The organism is Streptomyces sp. NPDC001933 (assembly GCF_042890955.1).
Lineage (GTDB): Bacteria > Actinomycetota > Actinomycetes > Streptomycetales > Streptomycetaceae > Streptomyces.
Map to the genome: position 1 here is coordinate 26723 of NZ_JBIASS010000036.1, position 20552 is coordinate 47274.

Genomic DNA, 20552 nt, shown 5'->3' on the forward strand with positions numbered 1-20552 from the left:
GATGCGCTGGCTGCTGCCCAGGGTGGGGATGAATGGCGAACGAAGAGACGCTTCGGGATTACCTGAAGCTGGTTGCGGCGGACCTGCACCAGACACGTCAGCGCCTGCGGGAAGCGGAGGCCCGCGACAGCGAGCCGATTGCCGTCGTCGCCATGAGCTGCCGGTATCCGGGCGGTGTACGGAACCCCGAACAGCTGTGGCAGCTGGTCGACTCCGGCATCGACGCGGTGTCGGACTTCCCCGAGGACCGGGGATGGAGCCGTGGCGACACCGGCCCCGGGCCCCAGGAGGGCGCTTCCTTCCGCGAGGAAGGAGGCTTCATCTACGACGCCACCGACTTCGACCCGGCGTTCTTCGGCATCTCGCCCCGCGAGGCCCTTGCCATGGACCCGCAGCAGCGGCTGCTGCTGGAGTGCGCCTGGGAAGCCCTGGAGACCGCCGGGATCACCCCCGACTCCCTCGCGGGCAGCCGCACCGGCGTGTTCACCGGAACCACCGGCCAGGACTACTCCCATCTGCTGGCCCCGCCCCCCGCGGGCACCGAGGGCTACATCCTCACCGGCACGGCGGCGAGCGTCGTCTCCGGCCGCATCGCCTACACGCTCGGCCTCGAAGGCCCCGCCGTGTCCGTCGACACGGCCTGCTCGACCTCCCTCGTGAACATCCACCTCGCCGCCCAGGCCCTGCGCAACGGCGAATGCACGCTCGCCCTGGCCGGCGGCGCGACCATCATGTCGACGCCCAGCGCCTTCGGCGGCTTCAGCGAGCAGGGCGGCCTTGCCGCCGACGCCCGCTGCAAGGCGTTCTCCGCCGCCGCGGACGGCACCGGCTGGAGCGAGGGCGTCGGAATCCTGCTGCTGGAACGGCTCTCCGACGCCCGCCGCAACGGCCACGACATCCTCGCCGTCGTACGCGGCTCCGCCGTCAACCAGGACGGCGCCTCCAACGGCCTGACCGCCCCCAACGGCCCCTCTCAGCAGCGAGTCATCCTCGATGCCCTCGCCAACGCCCGCCTGACCACCGCCGATGTCGACGTCGTCGAGGCGCACGGCACGGGTACGAGGCTGGGCGACCCGATCGAGGCCGAGGCGCTGCTGGCGACCTACGGCCAGAACCGGCCCGAGGACCGCCCGCTGTGGCTCGGCTCGCTGAAGTCGAACATCGGCCACACCCAGGGCGCCGCCGGTGTCGGCGGGGTCATCAAGATGGTGATGGCCATGCGGCACGGCGTCCTGCCGCAGACCCTCCACGCCGACGAGCCCTCGCCGCACGTCGACTGGTCCGCCGGTGCCGTCGAACTGCTCACGGAGGCCCGCACCTGGCCCGCGACCGGTGCGCCGCGCCGGGCCGGCGTGTCCTCGTTCGGGATGAGCGGCACCAACGCACACATCCTCATCGAGCAGGCCCCGGAGGCCGTCGCCGAGCCGGCGGAGGGGGCGGCGGACGGTACGGCGGGCGAAGCGAAGTCCGAAGCCACGGGTGGCGCCGCTGGTGGAGCCACTGATGGAGCCTCGGACGAAGCATCCAAGGCCCCGGCCCTGCGCACCCCCGCCGTACCGTGGGTGCTGTCGGCCAAGACCGAACAGGCCCTGGCCGCCCAGGCCGAACGCCTCCACGCGCACCTCCGCGACCACTCCGACATCCCGCTCGCGGACATCGGCCACTCCCTCGCCCTGACCCGGACGGCGTTCAACCACCGGGCGGCCGTGGTGGCCGGTGAGCATGCGGACTTCCTCGCCGCCCTTGAGTCCCTCGCCGAGGGCACACCCTCCGCCGCCGTGGTGAGCGGGACCGCAGGGCGCAGTTCCCGTCCGGTGTTCGTGTTCCCGGGGCAGGGGGCGCAGTGGTTCGGGATGGCGGTGGGGTTGCTGGGGTCCTCGCCGGTGTTCGCGGCGAGGATGGCGGAGTGTGCGGCGGCGTTGGAGCCGTACGTGGAGTGGTCGCTGCTGGACGTCGTGCGTGGCGCCGAGGGCGCGCCGGGGTTGGACCGGGTGGATGTGGTCCAGCCGGTGCTGTGGGCCGTGATGGTGTCCTTGGCGGAGGTGTGGCGGTCGTTCGGGGTCCGTGCGGCGGCGGTCGTCGGTCATTCGCAGGGCGAGATCGCCGCTGCGGCGGTCGCGGGCATTCTCTCGCTGGGCGATGCGGCGAAGGTTGTGGCGCTGCGCAGCCGGGCGATCATCGCGCTCGCGGGCCGTGGCGGCATGGTGTCGGTGGCGCAGCCCGCCGCCTGGGTGCGGGAGAAGATCGCGGCGTGGGACGGCCGGATCTCCATCGCCGCCGTCAACGGGCCTTCGTCCGTGGTGGTTTCGGGTGATCCGGAGGCTCTGGGCGAGCTGGTCAACGACTGTCAGGCCGATGACGTCCGCGCCCGCAAGATCGACGTGGACTACGCCTCGCACTCCGCGTACGTGGAGGAGATCGAGACGGAGCTGGCGAAGCTGCTCGCGGGCATCGCTCCGCAGTCCGGTGACACTGCCCTGTACTCGTCCCTCACGGGTGGTTTGCTCGACGGTACGGAGATGGGTGCCGGGTACTGGTACAACAACCTGCGCGAGACGGTCGAGTTCGAGCAGGCCACCCGCACCGCCCTCGGTGACGGTCACACGGTCTTCATCGAGGTCAGCCCGCACCCGGTCCTCACGATCGGCCTCCAGGGGACCATCGAGGACGTCGGCAGTGACGCGGCAACGATCGGCACGCTGCGTCGTGACGAGGACGAGGCGCAGCGGCTGCTGATGTCCCTCTCCGAGGCGCACTGCCACGGTGTCGACGTCGACTGGACGACCGCCTTCGGGACCGGCGCCACCCGCGTCGCCCTCCCCACCTACGCCTTCCAACGCACCCGCTACTGGCCCGAGTTCCAGTACGGAGCCACCGTCGCGGCCGCACAGACCGTCGACCCGGACGAGGCCCGCTTCTGGCAGGCCATCGAGCAGGGCAACCTCGAAGCCCTCGCCGGTGCCCTGGACGGCGCCGACACCGAGCCGCTGCGCGCGGCTCTCCCCGCGCTCACCTCCTGGCGCCGCAGCCGCCAGGAGCGCTCGACCATCGACTCCTGGCGCTACCGCGTCACCTGGAAGCCCGTCCCCTCGACCACGGAGGCCGCCCTCTCCGGCCGTTGGCTGCTCGTCGTGCCCGAGAACCCGGCCGACGGCGACGCCGAACTCGCGGACACCCTCGCGGACGGCCTGGCCCGGCACGGCGCCGAGATCGTTCGTACGACGCTCCGAGGTCTCCCCGACGCCGGGCTGCCGGACATCGACGGGATCGTCTCGCTCGTCGGTCTGGACGAGACCCCGCACGCCGAGTTCACGGCCCTGCCGGGCGGTCTCATCGCCACCGTCGACCTGGTCAAGCTCTTGATCGAGGCCGCGGGTCCGGCTCCGCTGTGGACCGTCACGCGCGGCGCCGTGGCCGTCGGCAGGTCGGACCCGCCGGCCGACCCGGCGCAGGCGACCGTCACCGGCTTCGGCCGTGTGGTCGGCCTGGAACACCCGGGCTGGTGGGGCGGCCAGATCGATCTGCCCGCCGTCCTCGACGACCGTGCCCTCGCGCGGGTCGCCGGAATCCTGGGCACCACCGGCGACGAGGACCAGGTCGCCGTACGCGCCTCCGGCGTCTTCGCCCGCCGCCTCGTCCGCGCCCCCTTCGGCGAGCTCGTACAGTCCTGGAACCCCCGGGGCACCATCCTGATCACCGGCGGCACGGGGGCCCTCGGCACGTTCATCGCCCGCTGGCTCGCGGACCAGGGCGCCGAACACCTCGTCCTGACCAGCAGGCGGGGCCCCGCCGCACCCGGCGCCGCCGAGCTGGAGGCCGAACTCACCGCCAAGGGCGTCCGCGCCACGATCGCCGCCTGCGACGTGAGCGACCGCACCGCCGTCGAGAACCTCGTCGCCGGCCTGCGCAGCCAGGGAGACCCCGTCACCGCGGTCATCCACACGGCAGGCGTGAGCCAGCTCAGCTCCATCGAGGACACCGACCACCCCACGTTCGCCGATGTCATCACCGCCAAGGCGGCCGGCGCACGCAACCTCGACCACGCACTCGGCGACGACCCGCTCGACGCCTTCGTCGTCTTCTCGTCGATCTCCGGAATCTGGGGAAGCGGCGGTCAGGGCGCCTACGCCGCGGCCAACACCTACCTCGACGCCTTCGCCGCGGACCGCCGCGCCCGCGGCCGCACCGCCACCGCCGTCTCCTGGGGCGCCTGGGGCGGCGCCGGCATGGCCAAGGGCGAGGCGGAGCAACTGCTCAGCCGCCGAGGTCTGCCGGTCATGGACCCCGACCTGACGATCAACGCGATGCGCCAGGCCGTCGAGCACGGCGAGACCACCCTGACCGTCGCCGACATCCGCTGGGACCGCTTCGTCCCCTCCTTCACCGTGGCGCGCCGCAGCCCGCTCCTCGAAGACCTCCCCGAGGTACGGGAGATCCTCGACGCGGCCGAGGCCGAGGCGGGCGGCGCCGAATCGGGCGTCACCTCCGCCCTCCAGCGCCGGCTCGCCGGGCTGACCCCGGCCGAGCAGCGCAACCGTATGGTGGAACTGGTACGCGGCGAGGCCGCCGCAGCCCTCGGCCACGCCGACGCGGGTGCGCTCGACACCGCGCGCCCCTTCCGCGAACTCGGCTTCGACTCGCTGACCGCCGTGGACGTACGCAACCGCCTGAACACCGCCAGCGGCCTGCGCCTGCCCGCCACCCTCGTCTTCGACCACCCCACGGTCGCGGAGCTCGCAGGTCACCTCCTCACCCTCGTCCTCGACGAGCCGGCCGGGGACCCGTCCGCCGATCAGTCCACGGCGCACTCCGCGGCTCAGTCCACAGCACTGTCCCCGACCGGGGCAGGACCGGACGAGGACCCGGTCGTCATCGTCGGCATGAGCTGCCGCTTCCCGGGCGGCGCGAACTCCCCGGAGGACCTCTGGCGCGTGGTCGCCCACGGCATCGACACCGTGGGCGACATCCCCGCCGACCGGGGCTGGCCGGGCAGCGACCCGGCCGACCGGCCGGTGGCCGCGGGCGGCTGGCTCGCCGGTGCGGGCGACTTCGACGCCGGGTTCTTCGGCATCAACCCGCGCGAGGCCCTGGCCATGGACCCGCAGCAGCGGCTGCTGCTCGAAGCCTCCTGGGAGGCCCTCGAACGGTCCGGGATCGACCCCTCATCGATGCGGGGCAGCCGCACCGGCGTGTACATCGGCGCCTCCTCGCAGGGCTACGGCAGCGATGTCACCCGTACCCCCGAGGGCACCGAGGGCTACCTCATGACCGGCACGGCCACCGCAGTGCTCTCCGGCCGGGTCTCCTACACGCTGGGCCTGGAGGGCCCGGCGGTGACGGTCGACACGGCCTGCTCGTCCTCACTGGTCGCCCTGCACATGGCCGTCCAGGCCCTGCGCGGCGGTGAATGCTCGGCCGCCCTCGTCGGCGGTGTCGCCGTGATGGCGACCGGTACGGTCTTCGCCGAGTTCAGCCGACAGGGCGGGCTCGCCGGAGACGGCCGCGTCAAGGCGTTCGCGGACGCGGCGGACGGCACCGGCTGGGGCGAGGGCGTCGGGGTCCTGCTCGTCGAGCGGCTCTCGGACGCCGTACGCAACGGCCACGACGTTCTCGCGGTCGTACGGGGCTCGGCGATCAACCAGGACGGTGCGTCCAACGGCCTGACCGCCCCCAACGGCCCGGCCCAGCAGCGTGTGATCCGCCAGGCCCTCGCCGGCTCCGGCCTGAGTGCCGCCGACATCGACGTCGTCGAGGCCCACGGCACCGGCACCACCCTGGGCGACCCCATCGAGGCCCAGGCGCTGCTCGCCACCTACGGACAGGAGCGGGCGGAGGACCGGCCGCTGTGGCTGGGGTCCCTGAAGTCGAACATCGGCCACACGCAGGCTGCGGCGGGTGTCGCGAGCATCATCAAGATGGTCATGGCGATGCGTCACGGGGTGCTGCCCCGGACCCTCCACGTCGATACGCCGTCCACCCAGGTGGACTGGTCGGCGGGCGCGGTGGAACTGCTGACCGAGGCCCGCGACTGGCCGGCCGGCGAGGAGCGGCCGCGCCGCGCGGGAGTGTCCTCCTTCGGGGTCAGCGGCACCAACGCCCACACCATCCTCGAAGAACCGCCGGCCGTCGCGCGCGGCACCGCAGGCGTCACGCCCCCCGGCCGACCGGCCCCGGCCACCGTGCCGTGGGTCCTGTCCGGCCGCGGGGAGAGCGCCCTGCGAGCACAGGCGGAACTGCTCGCGGAGCATGTGAGCGGGCAGACGTCCGCCGGTCCGGCGCCGCTGGACACCGCCTGGTCGCTGGCCACGGGCCGCGCACATCTGGAGCACCGCGCCGTCGTCGTCGCAGGCGACCGGGAGGAGTTCCTCACCGGACTGAAGGCGATCGCCGCAGGCATACCGGCCCCGGGTGTCGTCCGTGGTGCTGTGCGGGGTGGCCGTTCGGCGTTCCTGTTCTCGGGTCAGGGTTCGCAGCGCTCGGGAATGGGGCGTGAGCTGTACGAGGCGTACCCGGTGTTCGCGGACGCGTTCGATGCGGTGTGTGCGGAGCTGGACCGGTATCTCGACCAGCCGGTCAGGGATGTGGTGTTCGGTGGGTCGGAGCTGATCGACCAGACCGTGTACACGCAGGCCGGCTTGTTCGCTGTTGAGGTCTCCCTCTTCCGGCTGTTGGAGCACTGGGGGGTGACCCCGGGCTATCTCCTGGGGCACTCGATCGGTGAGCTGGCCGCCGCGCATGTGGCGGGTGTGTGGTCGTTGGAGGACGCGGCGGCGCTGGTCGCTGCCCGGGGTCGTCTGATGCAGGCGCTGCCGACCGGTGGGGCGATGGTTGCTGTCCAGGCCACGGAGGCGGAGGTCCTGCCGCTGCTGGTGGAGGGCGTGTCGATCGCGGCTCTGAACGGCCCGGATTCTGTCGTCATCTCGGGTGACGAGGATGCGGTGCTGGCCATCGCGTCCGGTTTCGGAAAGACGAAGCGCCTCCGGGTCAGTCACGCGTTCCACTCGCCGCGCATGGAACCCATGCTCGCCGAGTTCAGGACGGTCGCCGAGGGCCTGGCCTTCCACGCCCCGAAGTTCCCCATCGTCTCCAACCTCACGGGTGAGGTCGCGGGCGAGGAACTGCTGAGCGCCGACTACTGGGTGGACCATGTCCGCCAGGCTGTCCGTTTCCTCGACGGAATGCGTCAGTTGGAGTCCCAGGGCGTCACGACGTACCTGGAGCTCGGGCCCGGCGGCGTCCTCTCCGCGATGGGCCAGTCGTGCGTGACGGAGGACGCCGGCTTCGTACCGGCCCTGCGCAAGGACCGTACCGAGACCGAGGCGCTCACGACCGCCGTGGCGGAGCTGCACGCGCACGGCGCCTCCGTCGACTGGGCCGCGTACTACGCGAACACCGGCGCCCGACGCGTCGACCTGCCCACCTACGCCTTCCAGCACGAGCACTACTGGCTTCGTTCCTCGGGACCTGCACTCGGCGACCTCAGCCAGATGGGCATGGGAACCACGGAGCACCCCTTCCTCGACGCTTCCGTCAGCATCGCCGGATCGGACGGGCTGCTGCTCAGCGGCCGGATCGGGCTCGACACCCACCCCTGGCTCGCCGACCACGCGGTCATGGGCACGGTGTTGCTGCCCGGTGCCGCGTTCGTCGATCTCGCCGCCCATGCCGCGGCCGAGGCGGGCTGCGACCGCGTCGAGGAGCTGACCATCGCCGCCCCGCTCGTCCTGGGCACCGCGGACGCCGTCGTCCTCCAGCTGTGGGCCGGTCCCGCCGAGGACGGCCGACGCCCGCTGGAGATCCACTCCCGTCCGGCTCATGAAGCCGCGGCCCGCTGGACGCGGCACGCGAGCGGCGTACTCGTGACCGACACCGCCGGCCAGGCCGGCCTGGCCCTGACGGCGTGGCCGCCGCAGGACGCGGAGCCGGTACCGGTCGACGGCGTGTACGACTTCATGAACGAGATCGGCTACGGATACGGGCCCGTCTTCCAGGGCCTGCGAGCGGTGTGGCGCGGCAAGGACGAGGTCTTTGCCGAGGTGGCACTGCCCGAGGACGTGTGGGACGAGGCGGGCCGCTTCGGTCTGCACCCGGCGCTGCTCGACTCCGCCCTGCACGCCATCGGGGTCAGCGGCGGCTCTCTCGCCGAGGGGGGCCAACTGCCCTTCGCCTGGACCGGCGTGAGCGTGTACGCGGTCGGCTCGCCGGTGCTGCGGGTGCGGATCACCACCGCCGACAGCGGAGCCGTATCGCTCGATCTGGCCGATGCGGCCGGCTCGCCGGTCGCGCGGATCGACTCCCTCGTCATGCGCCCGCTGAGCGCCGGACAGCTGGCGCCGCCCTCCCAGGGCGGCTCCGACTCGCTGTTCCGCCTGGAATGGACGCCCGCCGGTGTCCCCACCTCTGCCTCCACTTCTGCCGATGCCGATGCCGATGCCGATGCCGATGCCGACGCCGACGCCGTGACGGTCCTCGAAGTGCCCGCGCTCGGCTCCGTAAGCGGCACCGACGTGGTGTCCGGCGTGCATGAGCGGGTGTCCGACGTCCTGAACCGGCTGCAGGACTGGCTGGGCGCCGACCACGACGACCGGGCGCGCCTGGTCGTCGTGACCCGCGGCGCGGTGGCCGCAGGCGGCTCCGAGGTCTCGGACCTGGCCGCGGCCGCGGTATGGGGCCTGGTGCGCTCCGCCCAGTCCGAACACCCGCACCGGGTCGGCCTGGTCGACCTCGACGACTCCGTCGAGGGTCACGACTTCCTCGCCGCTCTCGCAGCCTCCGGCGAGCAGCAGGCCGCGGTCCGCGCCGGCGAGGTGTACGTACCGCGCCTGGCACGCGTCGCGGACCCGGACCCGGACGCCCAGCCCCTCCCCGCCGTCGACGGTGCGGTGCTCGTCACCGGCGCGAGCGGCGGCCTCGGCGGCCTGGTGGCCCGCCACCTCGTCGAGACGTGGGGCGCACGGAACCTCGTACTCGCCGCCCGCCGTCCCGGCGGCGGCCCCGACGGCCCCGGACTCATCGCGGAAATCGAGAACCTCGGCGCCACCGCCCGCTGGGTGACCTGCGACGCGGGCGACCGCGCCGCGCTCGCAGCGGTCATCGACGAGATCGCCGCGCAGGACGGCGGCCTGGCCGGCGTCGTGCACGCGGCCGGTGTCGTGGACGACGGCGTCCTCGAATCCCTCACCCCCGAACGGATCACGGACGTGCTGCGGCCCAAGGCCGACGCGGGCTGGCACCTGCACGAACTCACCGCCCACCTCGACCTGTCCTTCTTCGCCCTGTACTCCTCCGCCGCCGGAACCTTCGGCGGACCCGGCCAGGCCAACTACGCGGCGGCCAACGCCTTCCTGGACGCCCTGGCCGCCGTACGCCGTGCCCAGGGCCTGCCCGCCACCTCGCTCGCCTGGGGGCCCTGGGGCGAGGGCGGCATGCTCGGCGAGCTCGGCGCGGGCGACATCGCCCGCATGAGCCGGGCGGGCATGGCCCCGTTCTCCGCGGAGCAGGGCCTCGGCCTCTTCGACGCCGCCGCCCGCGCCACCGAGCCGCACCTGCTCCTCACCCGGCTGACCCCGAACGAGTCGCAGGTACGCGCCGACATGCTGCCGCCACTGCTGCGCCCGTACTTCCGTACGGCCACCCGTCCGCAGGCCGCGGCCGGCCGGCCCGGTGCCGAAACGGCGGCGTCCCTCAAGGAGCAGCTGTCCCGGCACACCGACGACGAGCGCTACCGCGCGGTGCTCGACGTGGTCCGCGAGGCGATCGCCACCGTGCTCGGCCACTCCTCGTCCGCCGTGATCGAGGTGAGCAGGGGCTTCCTGGAGATCGGCTTCGACTCCCTCACGGCCGTCGAGCTCCGCAACCGGATCAACCAGGTCACCGGCCTCAAACTGGCGGCCACCCTGATCTTCGACCACCCGTCGCCGGAGGCGCTGGCCCGCCACCTCTCCGAGGAACTCGCCTCGGAGACCAAGGTGTCCGCCCTCGCGCTGCTCAGCGAACTGGACCGGATCGAAGCCTCGCTGGCCGTCGTCCCCGCGGACGACGACGACCGTTCCCAGGTCACGGAACGTCTGCGCGGTCTGCTCTCGGCCTGGACCGACAGCCGGCCCACGGCCGGTGACGGCCAGGACGACGCGACCGACCTCGAATCCGCGACCGCGGACGAGCTCTTCGACCTTCTCGACGGCGAGCTGGGACTTTCCTGACCCCTCGTGATCGTCCCCGCGTCGACCGGCGCGGGGACTTCCGCGCCCCCTGCGCCGCCCCCGCCTCGCTCTCAAGGAGTGCCACGTCATGTCGAACGAGGAAAAGTTCCTCGAGTACCTCAAGCGCGCCACGGCGGATCTGCGGGAGGCCCGTACCCGACTGCGTGAATTCGAGGACCGCGACCGCGAGCCCATCGCCATTGTCGGAATGAGCTGCCGCTACCCGGGAGGCATCGGCTCCCCCGAGGACCTGTGGCGGCTCGTCGAGAACGGCGGCGACGGCATCTCGGAGTTCCCGACCGACCGGGAATGGGACGTCGAGCGGCTGTTCGGCATCGACGAGGCGGGCACGTCCAACGCATGGGCCGGCGGCTTCCTGGACGGCGCCACCGAGTTCGACCCCGGCTTCTTCGGGATCTCGCCGCGCGAGGCCCTGGCGATGGACCCGCAGCAGCGGCTGCTGCTCGAAGCATCCTGGGAGGTGTTCGAGCGCGCGGGCATCGACCCTGCCACGGTCAAGGGCAGCCGTACGGGCGTCTTCGCCGGCCTGATGTACCACGACTACCTGACGCTCATGCAGTCCCTCCCCGAGGGCGTCGAAGGCTACCTGGGCACCGGCACCTCCGGCAGCGTCGTGACCGGCCGCATCGCCTACACCCTGGGCCTGGAGGGCCCGGCCGTTACGGTGGACACGGCCTGCTCGTCGTCGCTGGTCGCCCTGCACATGGCGATCCAGGCGCTGCGCTCGGGCGAGTGCTCCATGGCGCTGGCGGGCGGCGTGACCGTCATGTCGACGCCGGGCACCTTCGTCGACTTCAGCCGTCAGGACGGTCTCTCCTTCGACGGCCGCTGCAAGTCCTTCTCGGACGACGCGGACGGCACCGGCTGGTCCGAGGGCGTCGGCATGCTCCTCGTCGAGAAGCTCTCGGACGCCCGCCGCAACGGCCACCGGATCCTCGCGGTGATCCGCGGATCGGCCGTCAACCAGGACGGCGCCAGCAGCGGCCTGACCGCCCCGAACGGCCCGTCGCAGCAGCGCGTCATCCGCCAGGCCCTCGCCAACGCGCGCGTCTCCGCCGCCGACATCGACGTCGTCGAGGCCCACGGCACCGGCACCACCCTGGGCGACCCGATCGAGGCCCAGGCACTGATCAACACGTACGGCCAGGAGCGGGCGGAAGGCCGGCCGCTGTGGCTGGGCTCCCTGAAGTCGAACATCGGCCACACCCAGGCCGCCGCCGGTGTCGCGGGCATCATCAAGATGGTCATGGCCATGCGCCACGGCGTCATGCCCCGAACCCTCCACGCCGACCGGCCGACGTCCCAGGTGGACTGGGAGGCGGGCGCGGTGGAGCTGCTGACCGATGCCCGGGAGTGGCCCGGGACGGGGGAGCGGCCGCGCCGCGCCGCCGTCTCCTCCTTCGGCGTGAGCGGTACGAACGCGCACGTGATCCTGGAACAGGCGCAGGAAGAGCCGGTCGAGACTCCTGCTGTCGAGTCGGTGGTGCCGGTGAAGCCGGCGATGCCGGTGGTGCCTTGGGTGCTTTCGGCCAAGTCGGGGGAGGCGCTGGCGGCTCAGGCGGAACGGCTGCTGGCCCGGGTGGGTCAGGCGTCGTCGCTGGACATCGGCTACTCGCTCGCCCTGACACGGGCACGCTTCGAGCACCGCGCGGTGGTGGTCGGCGGCACGCACGAGGACTTCGTCCGCGGCCTGGAAGCGATCGCGGACGGCACGGTGCGGGGTGTTGTGGGGGCGGCCGGTCGGTCGGCGTTCCTGTTCTCGGGTCAGGGTTCGCAGCGGTCGGGGATGGGGCGTGAGCTGTACGAGGCGTACCCGGTGTTCGCCGATGCCTTCGACGCGGTGTGCGCGGAGCTCGACAAGCACTTGGACGAGTCGGTCAGGGATGTGGTGTTCGGTGGGTCGGAGCTGATCGACCAGACCATGTACACGCAGGCGGGGCTGTTCGCTGTTGAGGTTGCGCTGTTCCGGCTGCTGGAGCACTGGGGGGTCACCCCCGACTACCTGCTCGGCCACTCGATCGGTGAGCTGGCCGCCGCGCATGTGGCGGGTGTCTGGTCCCTGGAGGACGCGGCAGCCCTCGTTGCCGCGCGTGGTCGTCTGATGCAGGCGCTCCCGACCGGTGGCGCGATGGTCGCCGTCCAGGCCACCGAGGCGGAGGTCCTGCCGTTGCTGGTCGACGGTGTCTCGATCGCCGCTCTGAACGGTCCGGACTCCGTCGTCATCTCGGGTGACGAGGATGCGGTGCTGGCCATCGCTTCCGGTTTTGGGAAGACGAAGCGGCTCCGCGTCAGCCATGCCTTCCACTCGCCGCGCATGGAGCCCATGCTCGCCGAGTTCAGGACGGTCGCGGAGGGCCTGGCCTTCCACGTCCCGAAGCTTCCCATCGTCTCCAACCTCACTGGGGAACTGGCCGGTGAGGAGCTGCTGACGGCCGACTACTGGGTGGACCATGTCCGCCAGGCGGTCCGTTTCCTCGACGGGGTACGGCAGTTGGAGTCCCAGGGCGTCACGACGTACCTGGAGCTCGGCCCCGGCGGAGTCCTCTCCGCGATGGGCCAGTCCTGCGTCACCGGCGACGAGGCGGCCTTCCTCCCCGCCCTGCGCAAGAACCGCACCGAGACCGAGGCACTGACCACCGCCGTGGCGGAGTTGCACGCGCACGGCGCCTCCGTCGACTGGGCCGCGTACTACGCCAACACCGGAGCCCAGCGCGTCGACCTGCCCACCTACGCCTTCCAGCACCAGCACTACTGGCCCAAGAACTCCGTCCCGGCCGGTGATCTGACCAGCGTCGGTCTGAGCTCTTCCGAGCATCCTCTGCTCGTGGGCTCGGTCGCGCTCGCGGGCGAGGACGTCTCCCTCTTCACCAGCCGGCTGTCGCTGGACTCGCACCCGTGGCTCGCCGATCACGCGGTCTTCGGCTCGGTCCTGCTGCCCGGCACCGCGTTCGTCGAGCTTGCGCTGCATGCCGGTGAGCGCGTCGGCTGTGCGGTGCTCGACGAACTCACCATCCAGGCGCCGTTGGTTCTGCCCGAGCGCGGTGCCGCGATCCTCCAGGTCGTCGTGGGTGCCGGGGCCGAGGACGGCCGTCGTCCGGTCGCCATCCACTCCAGCCCGGCCGACAGCGTCGAGGACGAGACCTGGACTCTGCACGCGTCCGGTGTCGTCGCCGCCGAGGCCGTTGCGCACCCCGCTGTCGGGCTCGCCGAGTGGCCGCCGCGCGATGCGGTGGTCGTCGAGACCGGCGGACTGTACGAGGACATGGCCGGTTCCGGGTTCGGCTACGGGCCCGTCTTCCAGGGCCTGCGGGCGGCGTGGCGGCGCGGGGACGAGGTGTTCGCCGAGGTCGCACTCGACCAGGACCTCTGGGACGAGGCGGGCCGGTTCGGTCTGCACCCCGCGCTGCTCGACTCCGCCCTGCACGCCATCGGGGCGAGTGGTGGCCTGGGCGGCCTTGAGGGCCCGGGGCTGCCGTTCGCCTGGACCGGTGTGAGCCTGTCCGCGGTCGGCTCGCCCGTGCTGCGGGTCCGGATCTCGGAAGGCCGGAGCGGCGCGGTGGCGCTGGACCTCGCCGACGGTACCGGAGCCCGTGTCGGGCGCGTCGACGCGCTCGTCCTGCGGCCGGTGACGGCCGAACAGATCGAAGGGGCTTCGCCGCGCGAGGGCTCCGACTCGCTGTTCCGGCTGGACTGGGTGCCGGCTCCGACAGCCCCGGCCGCCGATCCGGTGGGGGAGTTCGATGTTCTGGCTGTTCCTGGCCCTGATGCCGACGCCGATGCCGATGTGGTTGCGGATGTCCACGGCCGTGTCACCGAGGTGCTCGCCCGGCTTCAGCGTTGGCTGACCGACGAGTCGTCCGCTCGTCTGGTGGTGGTGACGTGTGGTGCGGTGGGTGAGGTTTCGGATCTTGGTGCGGCTGCGGTGTGGGGGCTGGTGCGTTCGGCGCAGTCGGAGCATCCGGAGCGGATTGTTCTTGTTGATGTGGAGGGTGATCCCGCGGGGTTCGATGGGGTTGCGGGTCTGGTTGGTCTGGGTGAGCCGCAGGTGGCGGTTCGTGGGGGTGAGGTGCTGGTGCCCCGGCTGGGGCGGGTTGCTGTGTCCCCCGTCGGCTCGGACGCTGCCGGGGCTGCGGGGGCTTCCGGGTCCGGGGGTGCGGTTCTGGTCACGGGTGCGGGTGGTGCGCTGGGTGGGTTGGTGGCGCGTCATCTGGTGACGGTGCGGGGTGTGCGGGATCTGGTGCTGGTGTCGCGGCGGGCGGGGACCGGGCTGGTCGCGGAGCTGGAGGGGCTGGGGGCGTCGGTCCGGTGGGTGGAGTGTGATGTCACGGACCGGGGTGCGCTGGAGGGTGTGGTTTCCGGGATCGTCCGGGAGGGCGGTCTGGCGGGTGTGGTGCATGCCGCGGGTGTCGTGGACGACGGTGTGCTGGAGTCGTTGACCCCGGAGCGGGTCGCGGGTGTTCTGCGTCCCAAGGCTGATGCGGCCTGGTATCTCCATGAGCTCACGGCCGGTCTCGATCTGTCGTTCTTCGTGCTGTTCTCCTCGGCTGCCGGTGTCCTGGGCTCCGCGGGCCAGGCCAACTACGCCGCCGCGAACGCCTTCCTCGACGCCCTGGCCTCCAAGCGCCACGCCCAGGGCCTGCCCGCCACCTCCCTCGCCTGGGGCCCCTGGGCCGAGGGCGGTATGGCAGGTCGCCTCGACGCGGCCGACATCGCGCGCATGCGGCGCGGCGGCATCCCGCCACTGTCGGTCGAGGAGGGGCTGGCGCTCTTCGACCAGGCACTCGGAGCTGACGAGGCGGTCCTCGCCCCGGTCCGGCTGGACCTCGGTGTGCTGCGCAAGGCCCCTGTCGTTCCGCATCTGTTGCGTGGTCTGATCCGTACGACGCATCGTCGTGCGGCGCGGGCCGGCAGCGGTCAGTCCTCCGCGCTCGTGCAACGCCTGCTGACCCTCGGCACCGACGAGCGCACCCAGCTGATCCTGGACACCGTACGAGGCGAGGTCGCGGCCGTCCTCGGCCACGCGTCCGGCGAAGCGGTCCCGGCCGAACGTGCCTTCACCGAGCTGGGCTTCGACTCCCTCACCGCCGTCGAGCTCCGCAACCGCCTCAACACCGTCACCGGCCTGCGCCTCCCGGCCACCCTCGTCTTCGACTACCCCTCCGCCGGACAACTCGCCGACCACCTCACCGACGAACTCTCCGGCGAAACCACCACCACGAACACGACCACCACCACGACCACTGCCGGCGACGACGAACCCATCGCCATCGTCGGCATGGCCTGCCGCTACCCCGGCAACATCACCTCCCCCGAAGACCTCTGGAACCTCGTCGCCACCGGCACCGACGGCATCTCCGCCTTCCCCACCGACCGCGGCTGGGACCTGGACAGCCTTTACGGCGATGGCCCCCGGCACGACGGGGACGGCAGGTCGCTGACGCTGGAGGGCGGGTTCCTCTACGGCGCCCCCGGCTTCGACGCGGACTTCTTCGGGATCTCGCCGCGCGAGGCCCTGGCGATGGACCCGCAGCAGCGGCTGCTGCTGGAGGCGTCCTGGGAGGCGCTGGAGCGGGCCGGGATCGACCCGGCGACCGTACGCGGCAGCCGTACCGGCGTCTTCGCCGGCCTGATGTACCACGACTACGTCACCCGTCTGTCCGGTGCCGACGACACCGAGGGGTACCTCGGCACCGGCAATGCGGGCAGCGTGGTCTCGGGGCGTGTCGCGTACGCGCTGGGTCTGGAGGGCCCGGCGGTCACGGTGGACACGGCCTGCTCGTCGTCGCTGGTCGCGCTGCACTGGGCGATCCAGGCGCTGCGCTCGGGCGAGTGCGAGATGGCGCTCGCGGGCGGTGTGACGGTCATGTCGACGCCGACGACGTTCGCCGAGTTCAGCAGGCAGGGCGGCCTCGCTTTCAACGGCCGGTGCAAGTCGTTCTCGGACGCTGCGGACGGTACGGGCTGGGGCGAGGGTGTCGGGGTTCTGCTGGTCGAGCGTCTCTCCGAGGCCCGCCGTAAGGGCCACCAGGTCCTGGCGGTCGTCTCCGGATCGGCGGTCAACCAGGACGGCGCGTCGAACGGCCTGACTGCCCCGAACGGCCCGTCGCAGCAGCGGGTGATCCGCCAGGCCCTGGCCAACGCCAAGGTCTCCGCCGACCAGGTCGACGTCGTCGAGGCCCACGGCACCGGCACCTCCCTGGGCGACCCGATCGAGGCCCAGGCCCTCATCGCCACCTACGGCCAGGAACGCACGGAGGACCGGCCGCTCTGGCTCGGCTCCGTCAAGTCCAACCTCGGCCACACCCAGGCCGCCGCCGGTGTCGCAGGCATCATCAAGATGGTCATGGCCATGCGTCATGGGGTGCTGCCCCAGACCCTGCACGTGGACGAGCCCTCCACCCACGTCGACTGGTCGGCGGGCGCGGTGGAGTTGCTGGCGGAGGCGCGGGAGTGGCCGGAGGTGGGCGATCGCCCGCGTCGGGCTGGTGTGTCGTCGTTCGGGATCAGTGGGACGAACGCGCACGTGATTCTGGAGCAGGCGCAGGAACAGCCTGTTGAGGCGCCGTTTGTCGGGTCGGTGTTGCCGGTGGTGCCGTGGGTGCTGTCGGCCCGGTCGGAGGAGGCGTTGGCGGGTCAGGCGGAGCGGTTGCTCGGCCTGGTGGGCACTGCCTCGCCGGTCGATGTGGGCTACTCGCTGGCTGTGACGCGTACGGCGTTCGAGCACCGTGCGGTGGTGGTCGGTGAGGACCGGGAGGCACTGCTGAGGGCGGTGGCTGCTGGAGCGACGGCCGCGGGCGTGGTGAAGGGCCAGACAGTCAGCGGTCGTTCGGCGTTCCTGTTCTCGGGTCAGGGTTCGCAGCGGTCGGGGATGGGCCGTGAGTTGTACGAGGCGTACCCGGTGTTCGCGGATGCCTTCGACGCGGTCTGCGCCGAACTCGACCGGCACCTCGACCAGCCGGTCAAGGACATCGTCCTCGGCGGCTCGGAGCTGATCGACCAGACCGTCTACACCCAGGCCGGGCTGTTCGCGATCGAGGTTGCGCTGTTCCGGCTGCTGGAGCACTGGGGTGTCACCCCGGACTATCTCCTCGGCCACTCGATCGGTGAGCTGGCCGCCGCGCACGTCGCGGGCGTCTGGTCCCTGGAGGACGCGGCGGCGCTGGTCGCCGCCCGGGGCCGCCTCATGCAGGCACTGCCCACCGGCGGAGCCATGGTCGCCGTCCAGGCCACCGAGGCGGAGATCCTGCCGCTGCTGGTCGACGGTGTCTCGATCGCCGCTCTGAACGGTCCGGACTCCGTCGTCATCTCCGGTGACGAGGACGCCGTACTCGCCATCGCGTCCGGTTTCGGGAAGACGAAGCGCCTCCGCGTCAGTCACGCGTTCCACTCGCCGCGCATGGAGCCCATGCTCGCCGAGTTCAAGACCATCGCCGAGGGCCTGACCTTCCACGCACCGAAGTTCCCCATCGTCTCCAACCTCACGGGCGAGGTCGCGGGCGAGGAGCTGCTGAGCGCCGACTACTGGGTGGACCACGTCCGCCAGGCCGTCCGTTTCCTCGACGGAATGCGTCACCTCGAAACCCAGGGCATCACGACCTACGTGGAGCTCGGGCCCGGCGGTGTCCTCTCCGCGATGGGCCAGTCGTGCGTGACGGAGGACGCCGGCTTCGTACCGGCCCTGCGCAAGGACCGTACCGAGACCGCAGCGCTCACCACCGCCGTGGCCGAACTCCACGTCCGAGGCACCCGCATCGACTGGACGACGTACTACGCCGACACCGGCGCCCAGCGCACCGACCTGCCCACCTATGCCTTCCAGCACCAGCACTACTGGCCCGAGCCGCCTGCTGCCCCGGCCGAGGCCAAGGCTGCCGCCGACCCGGTCGACGCGAGCTTCTGGGAGGCCGTCGAGCGGGCGGACGTTGCTCAGCTGCTCGACACCCTCGACATCGCCGACGGCGACGACACGACCCAGGCATCGCTGGCGAACGTGCTTCCGCTGCTCTCCGAGTGGCGGCGCGAGCGGCGCAGCCACGCCACGCTGGACGACTGGCAGTACAGGATCACCTGGAAGCCCGTACCGACCACCGACCCCGAACTGCCGGGCCATTGGTTCCTGATCGTTCCGGAGGAGGCTGCCGAGGCCCCGTACGCGGAAGCCGTCGCCGCTGCACTCGTGGCGCATGGTGCCGATGTCACGCGTGTCGTCCTGGCCGACCGGTCCTCGCTCGCCGCGACCCTCGCCGGTGCACCGGCCGACGGTGTGGTCTCGCTCGTGGGCCTGCACGGTACGGCCGTTCTCGTCCAGGCGCTGGACGACGCGGACGTACGGGCGCCACTGTGGTGCCTGACCCGGGGAGCCGTCTCGGTCGGGGCGGCCGACCGGATCACCAGCCCCGAGCAGGCCGCCGTATGGGGCCTCGGACGGGTCGTCGGGCTCGAACTGCCGCAGCGCTGGGGCGGTCTCGTCGACCTCCCGGAGGAACTCGACGACCGCGCCGCCGCCCGCCTCTGCGCGGTGCTGGCGGCCACCGACGACGAGGACCAGCTGGCCGTCCGCGGCTCCGGGGTCTTCGTACGCCGACTGGTGCGGGCACCGTTCGGCGAGCCGGCACCGGCCTGGACCCCGCGGGGGACCGTTCTCGTCACCGGCGGCACCGGGGCTCTCGGCGGACGCATCGCCCGCTGGCTGGCCGGCAACGGCGCCGAGCACCTCGTCCTCACCAGCCGCCGGGGCACCGATGCCCCCGGCGCGGCCGAACTCCGCGACGAACTCACCGCCATGGACGTACGGGTGACCATCGCGGCCTGCGACGTCGCCGACCGCACGGCCCTGTACCGGCTTCTCGACGGACTGCACGAGGCGGGCGACAAGATCAGCGCCGTTCTGCACACCGCAGGCATCGGCCCCACCCGCGCCGTCACCGACCTCACCGACCTTGAGATCGATGCCGTTCTGGGAGCGAAGACAGGCGGAGCAACCCTCCTCGACGCGTACTTCACCGAAGACACCGCGCTGGATGCGTTCGTCCTCTTCTCCTCCAGCGCCGGTGTCTGGGGCAGCGCGGGCCAGGGCGCCTACGCCGCCGCCAACGCCCACCTCGACGCGCTCGCCCAGCAGCGCCGCTCGCGCGGTCTGGCCGCCACCTCCATCGCCTGGGGCGCCTGGGGCGGCGGCGGCATGGCCGACGGCGAGGCCGGCGAGCTGATGCGCAAGCGCGGGCTGCCCCTCATGGACCCGGACCTGGCCGTGCTCGCCCTGCAGCGCGCGGCGGTCGGCGACGAGCCCTGCGTGGCGATGGCCGACATCGACTGGGACCGGTTCACCCCCCGCTTCACCGCTGCCCGCCCGCAGCCGCTGATCTCCGAGATTCCGGAGGTCCGCAGCCTGCTGGCCGCGGTCGAGCGGGCCCGGGACGGCGAGGACGAGACCAGCTCCGCGTTCCTCGGCCGGCTGCGGGCCCTCTCCACGGCCGAACAGCACCAGACTCTGCTCAAGCTGGTACGCGGCGAGGCCGCCGCCGTCCTCGGCCACGCGACCGCCGAAGCCGTGCAGCCGGGCCGGGTGTTCCAGGACCTCGGCTTCGACTCCCTCACCGTGGTCGAACTGCGCAACCGCCTGAAGGCCGTGACCGGGCTGGCGCTGCCGGCGACCCTCGCGTTCGACCACCCGTCGCCCGAGGCTCTCGCGCACCACCTGCGGACCAGCCTCCTCGGCGACGACAACGCCACGGCAGCCAACGGCACGGCGCGCAACGGTTCGGCCGTGGCCGGAGCCGGATCCGCGGCCGACGACGACCTGATCGCGATCGTCGGGATGAGCTGCCGCTTCCCCGGCGGTGTGAACAGCCCCGAGCAGCTGTGGGATCTGCTGGCCGAGGGCCGCGACGCCCTCGGCGGCTTCCCCGTCGACCGGGGCTGGGACGTGGAGCGGCTCTACGACCCGGAGCGCGGCACGCCCAACACCTCGTACACGGACCAGGGCGGATTCCTCTACGAAGCCGGCTACTTCGACCCCGCCCTCTTCGGGATCTCGCCGCGCGAGGCCCTCGGCATGGACCCGCAGCAGCGGCTGCTGCTGGAGACGTCGTGGGAGGCGTTCGAGCGGTCCGGGATCGATCCGGCGTCGGTTCGTGGCAGCCGTACCGGTGTGTTCACCGGCACGAACGGCCAGGACTACGCCACCCTCCTCCTCGGTGTCACCGATGCCGACAGCCTCTCGATGACCAGCAATGCGGCGAGTGTGGTGTCGGGTCGTATCTCGTACACGTTCGGTCTGGAAGGACCGGCCGTGACGGTGGACACGGCCTGCTCGGCCTCGCTGGTCGC

General features: G+C 72.1%; 2 protein-coding genes. Both read left to right on the forward strand.

The features are described 5' to 3' along the window. The first annotated feature begins 68 nt into the window (after positions 1–68). Entirely contained in the window at positions 69–10202 is a 10134-nt protein-coding gene (locus tag ACFYY7_RS41110; RefSeq protein ID WP_388670206.1) for a type I polyketide synthase, read from the forward strand. An 88-nt stretch (positions 10203–10290) separates the two neighbouring features. Then, on the forward strand, positions 10291–20552 hold a 10262-nt coding region (locus tag ACFYY7_RS41115; protein WP_388670203.1), incomplete at its 3' end, for a type I polyketide synthase.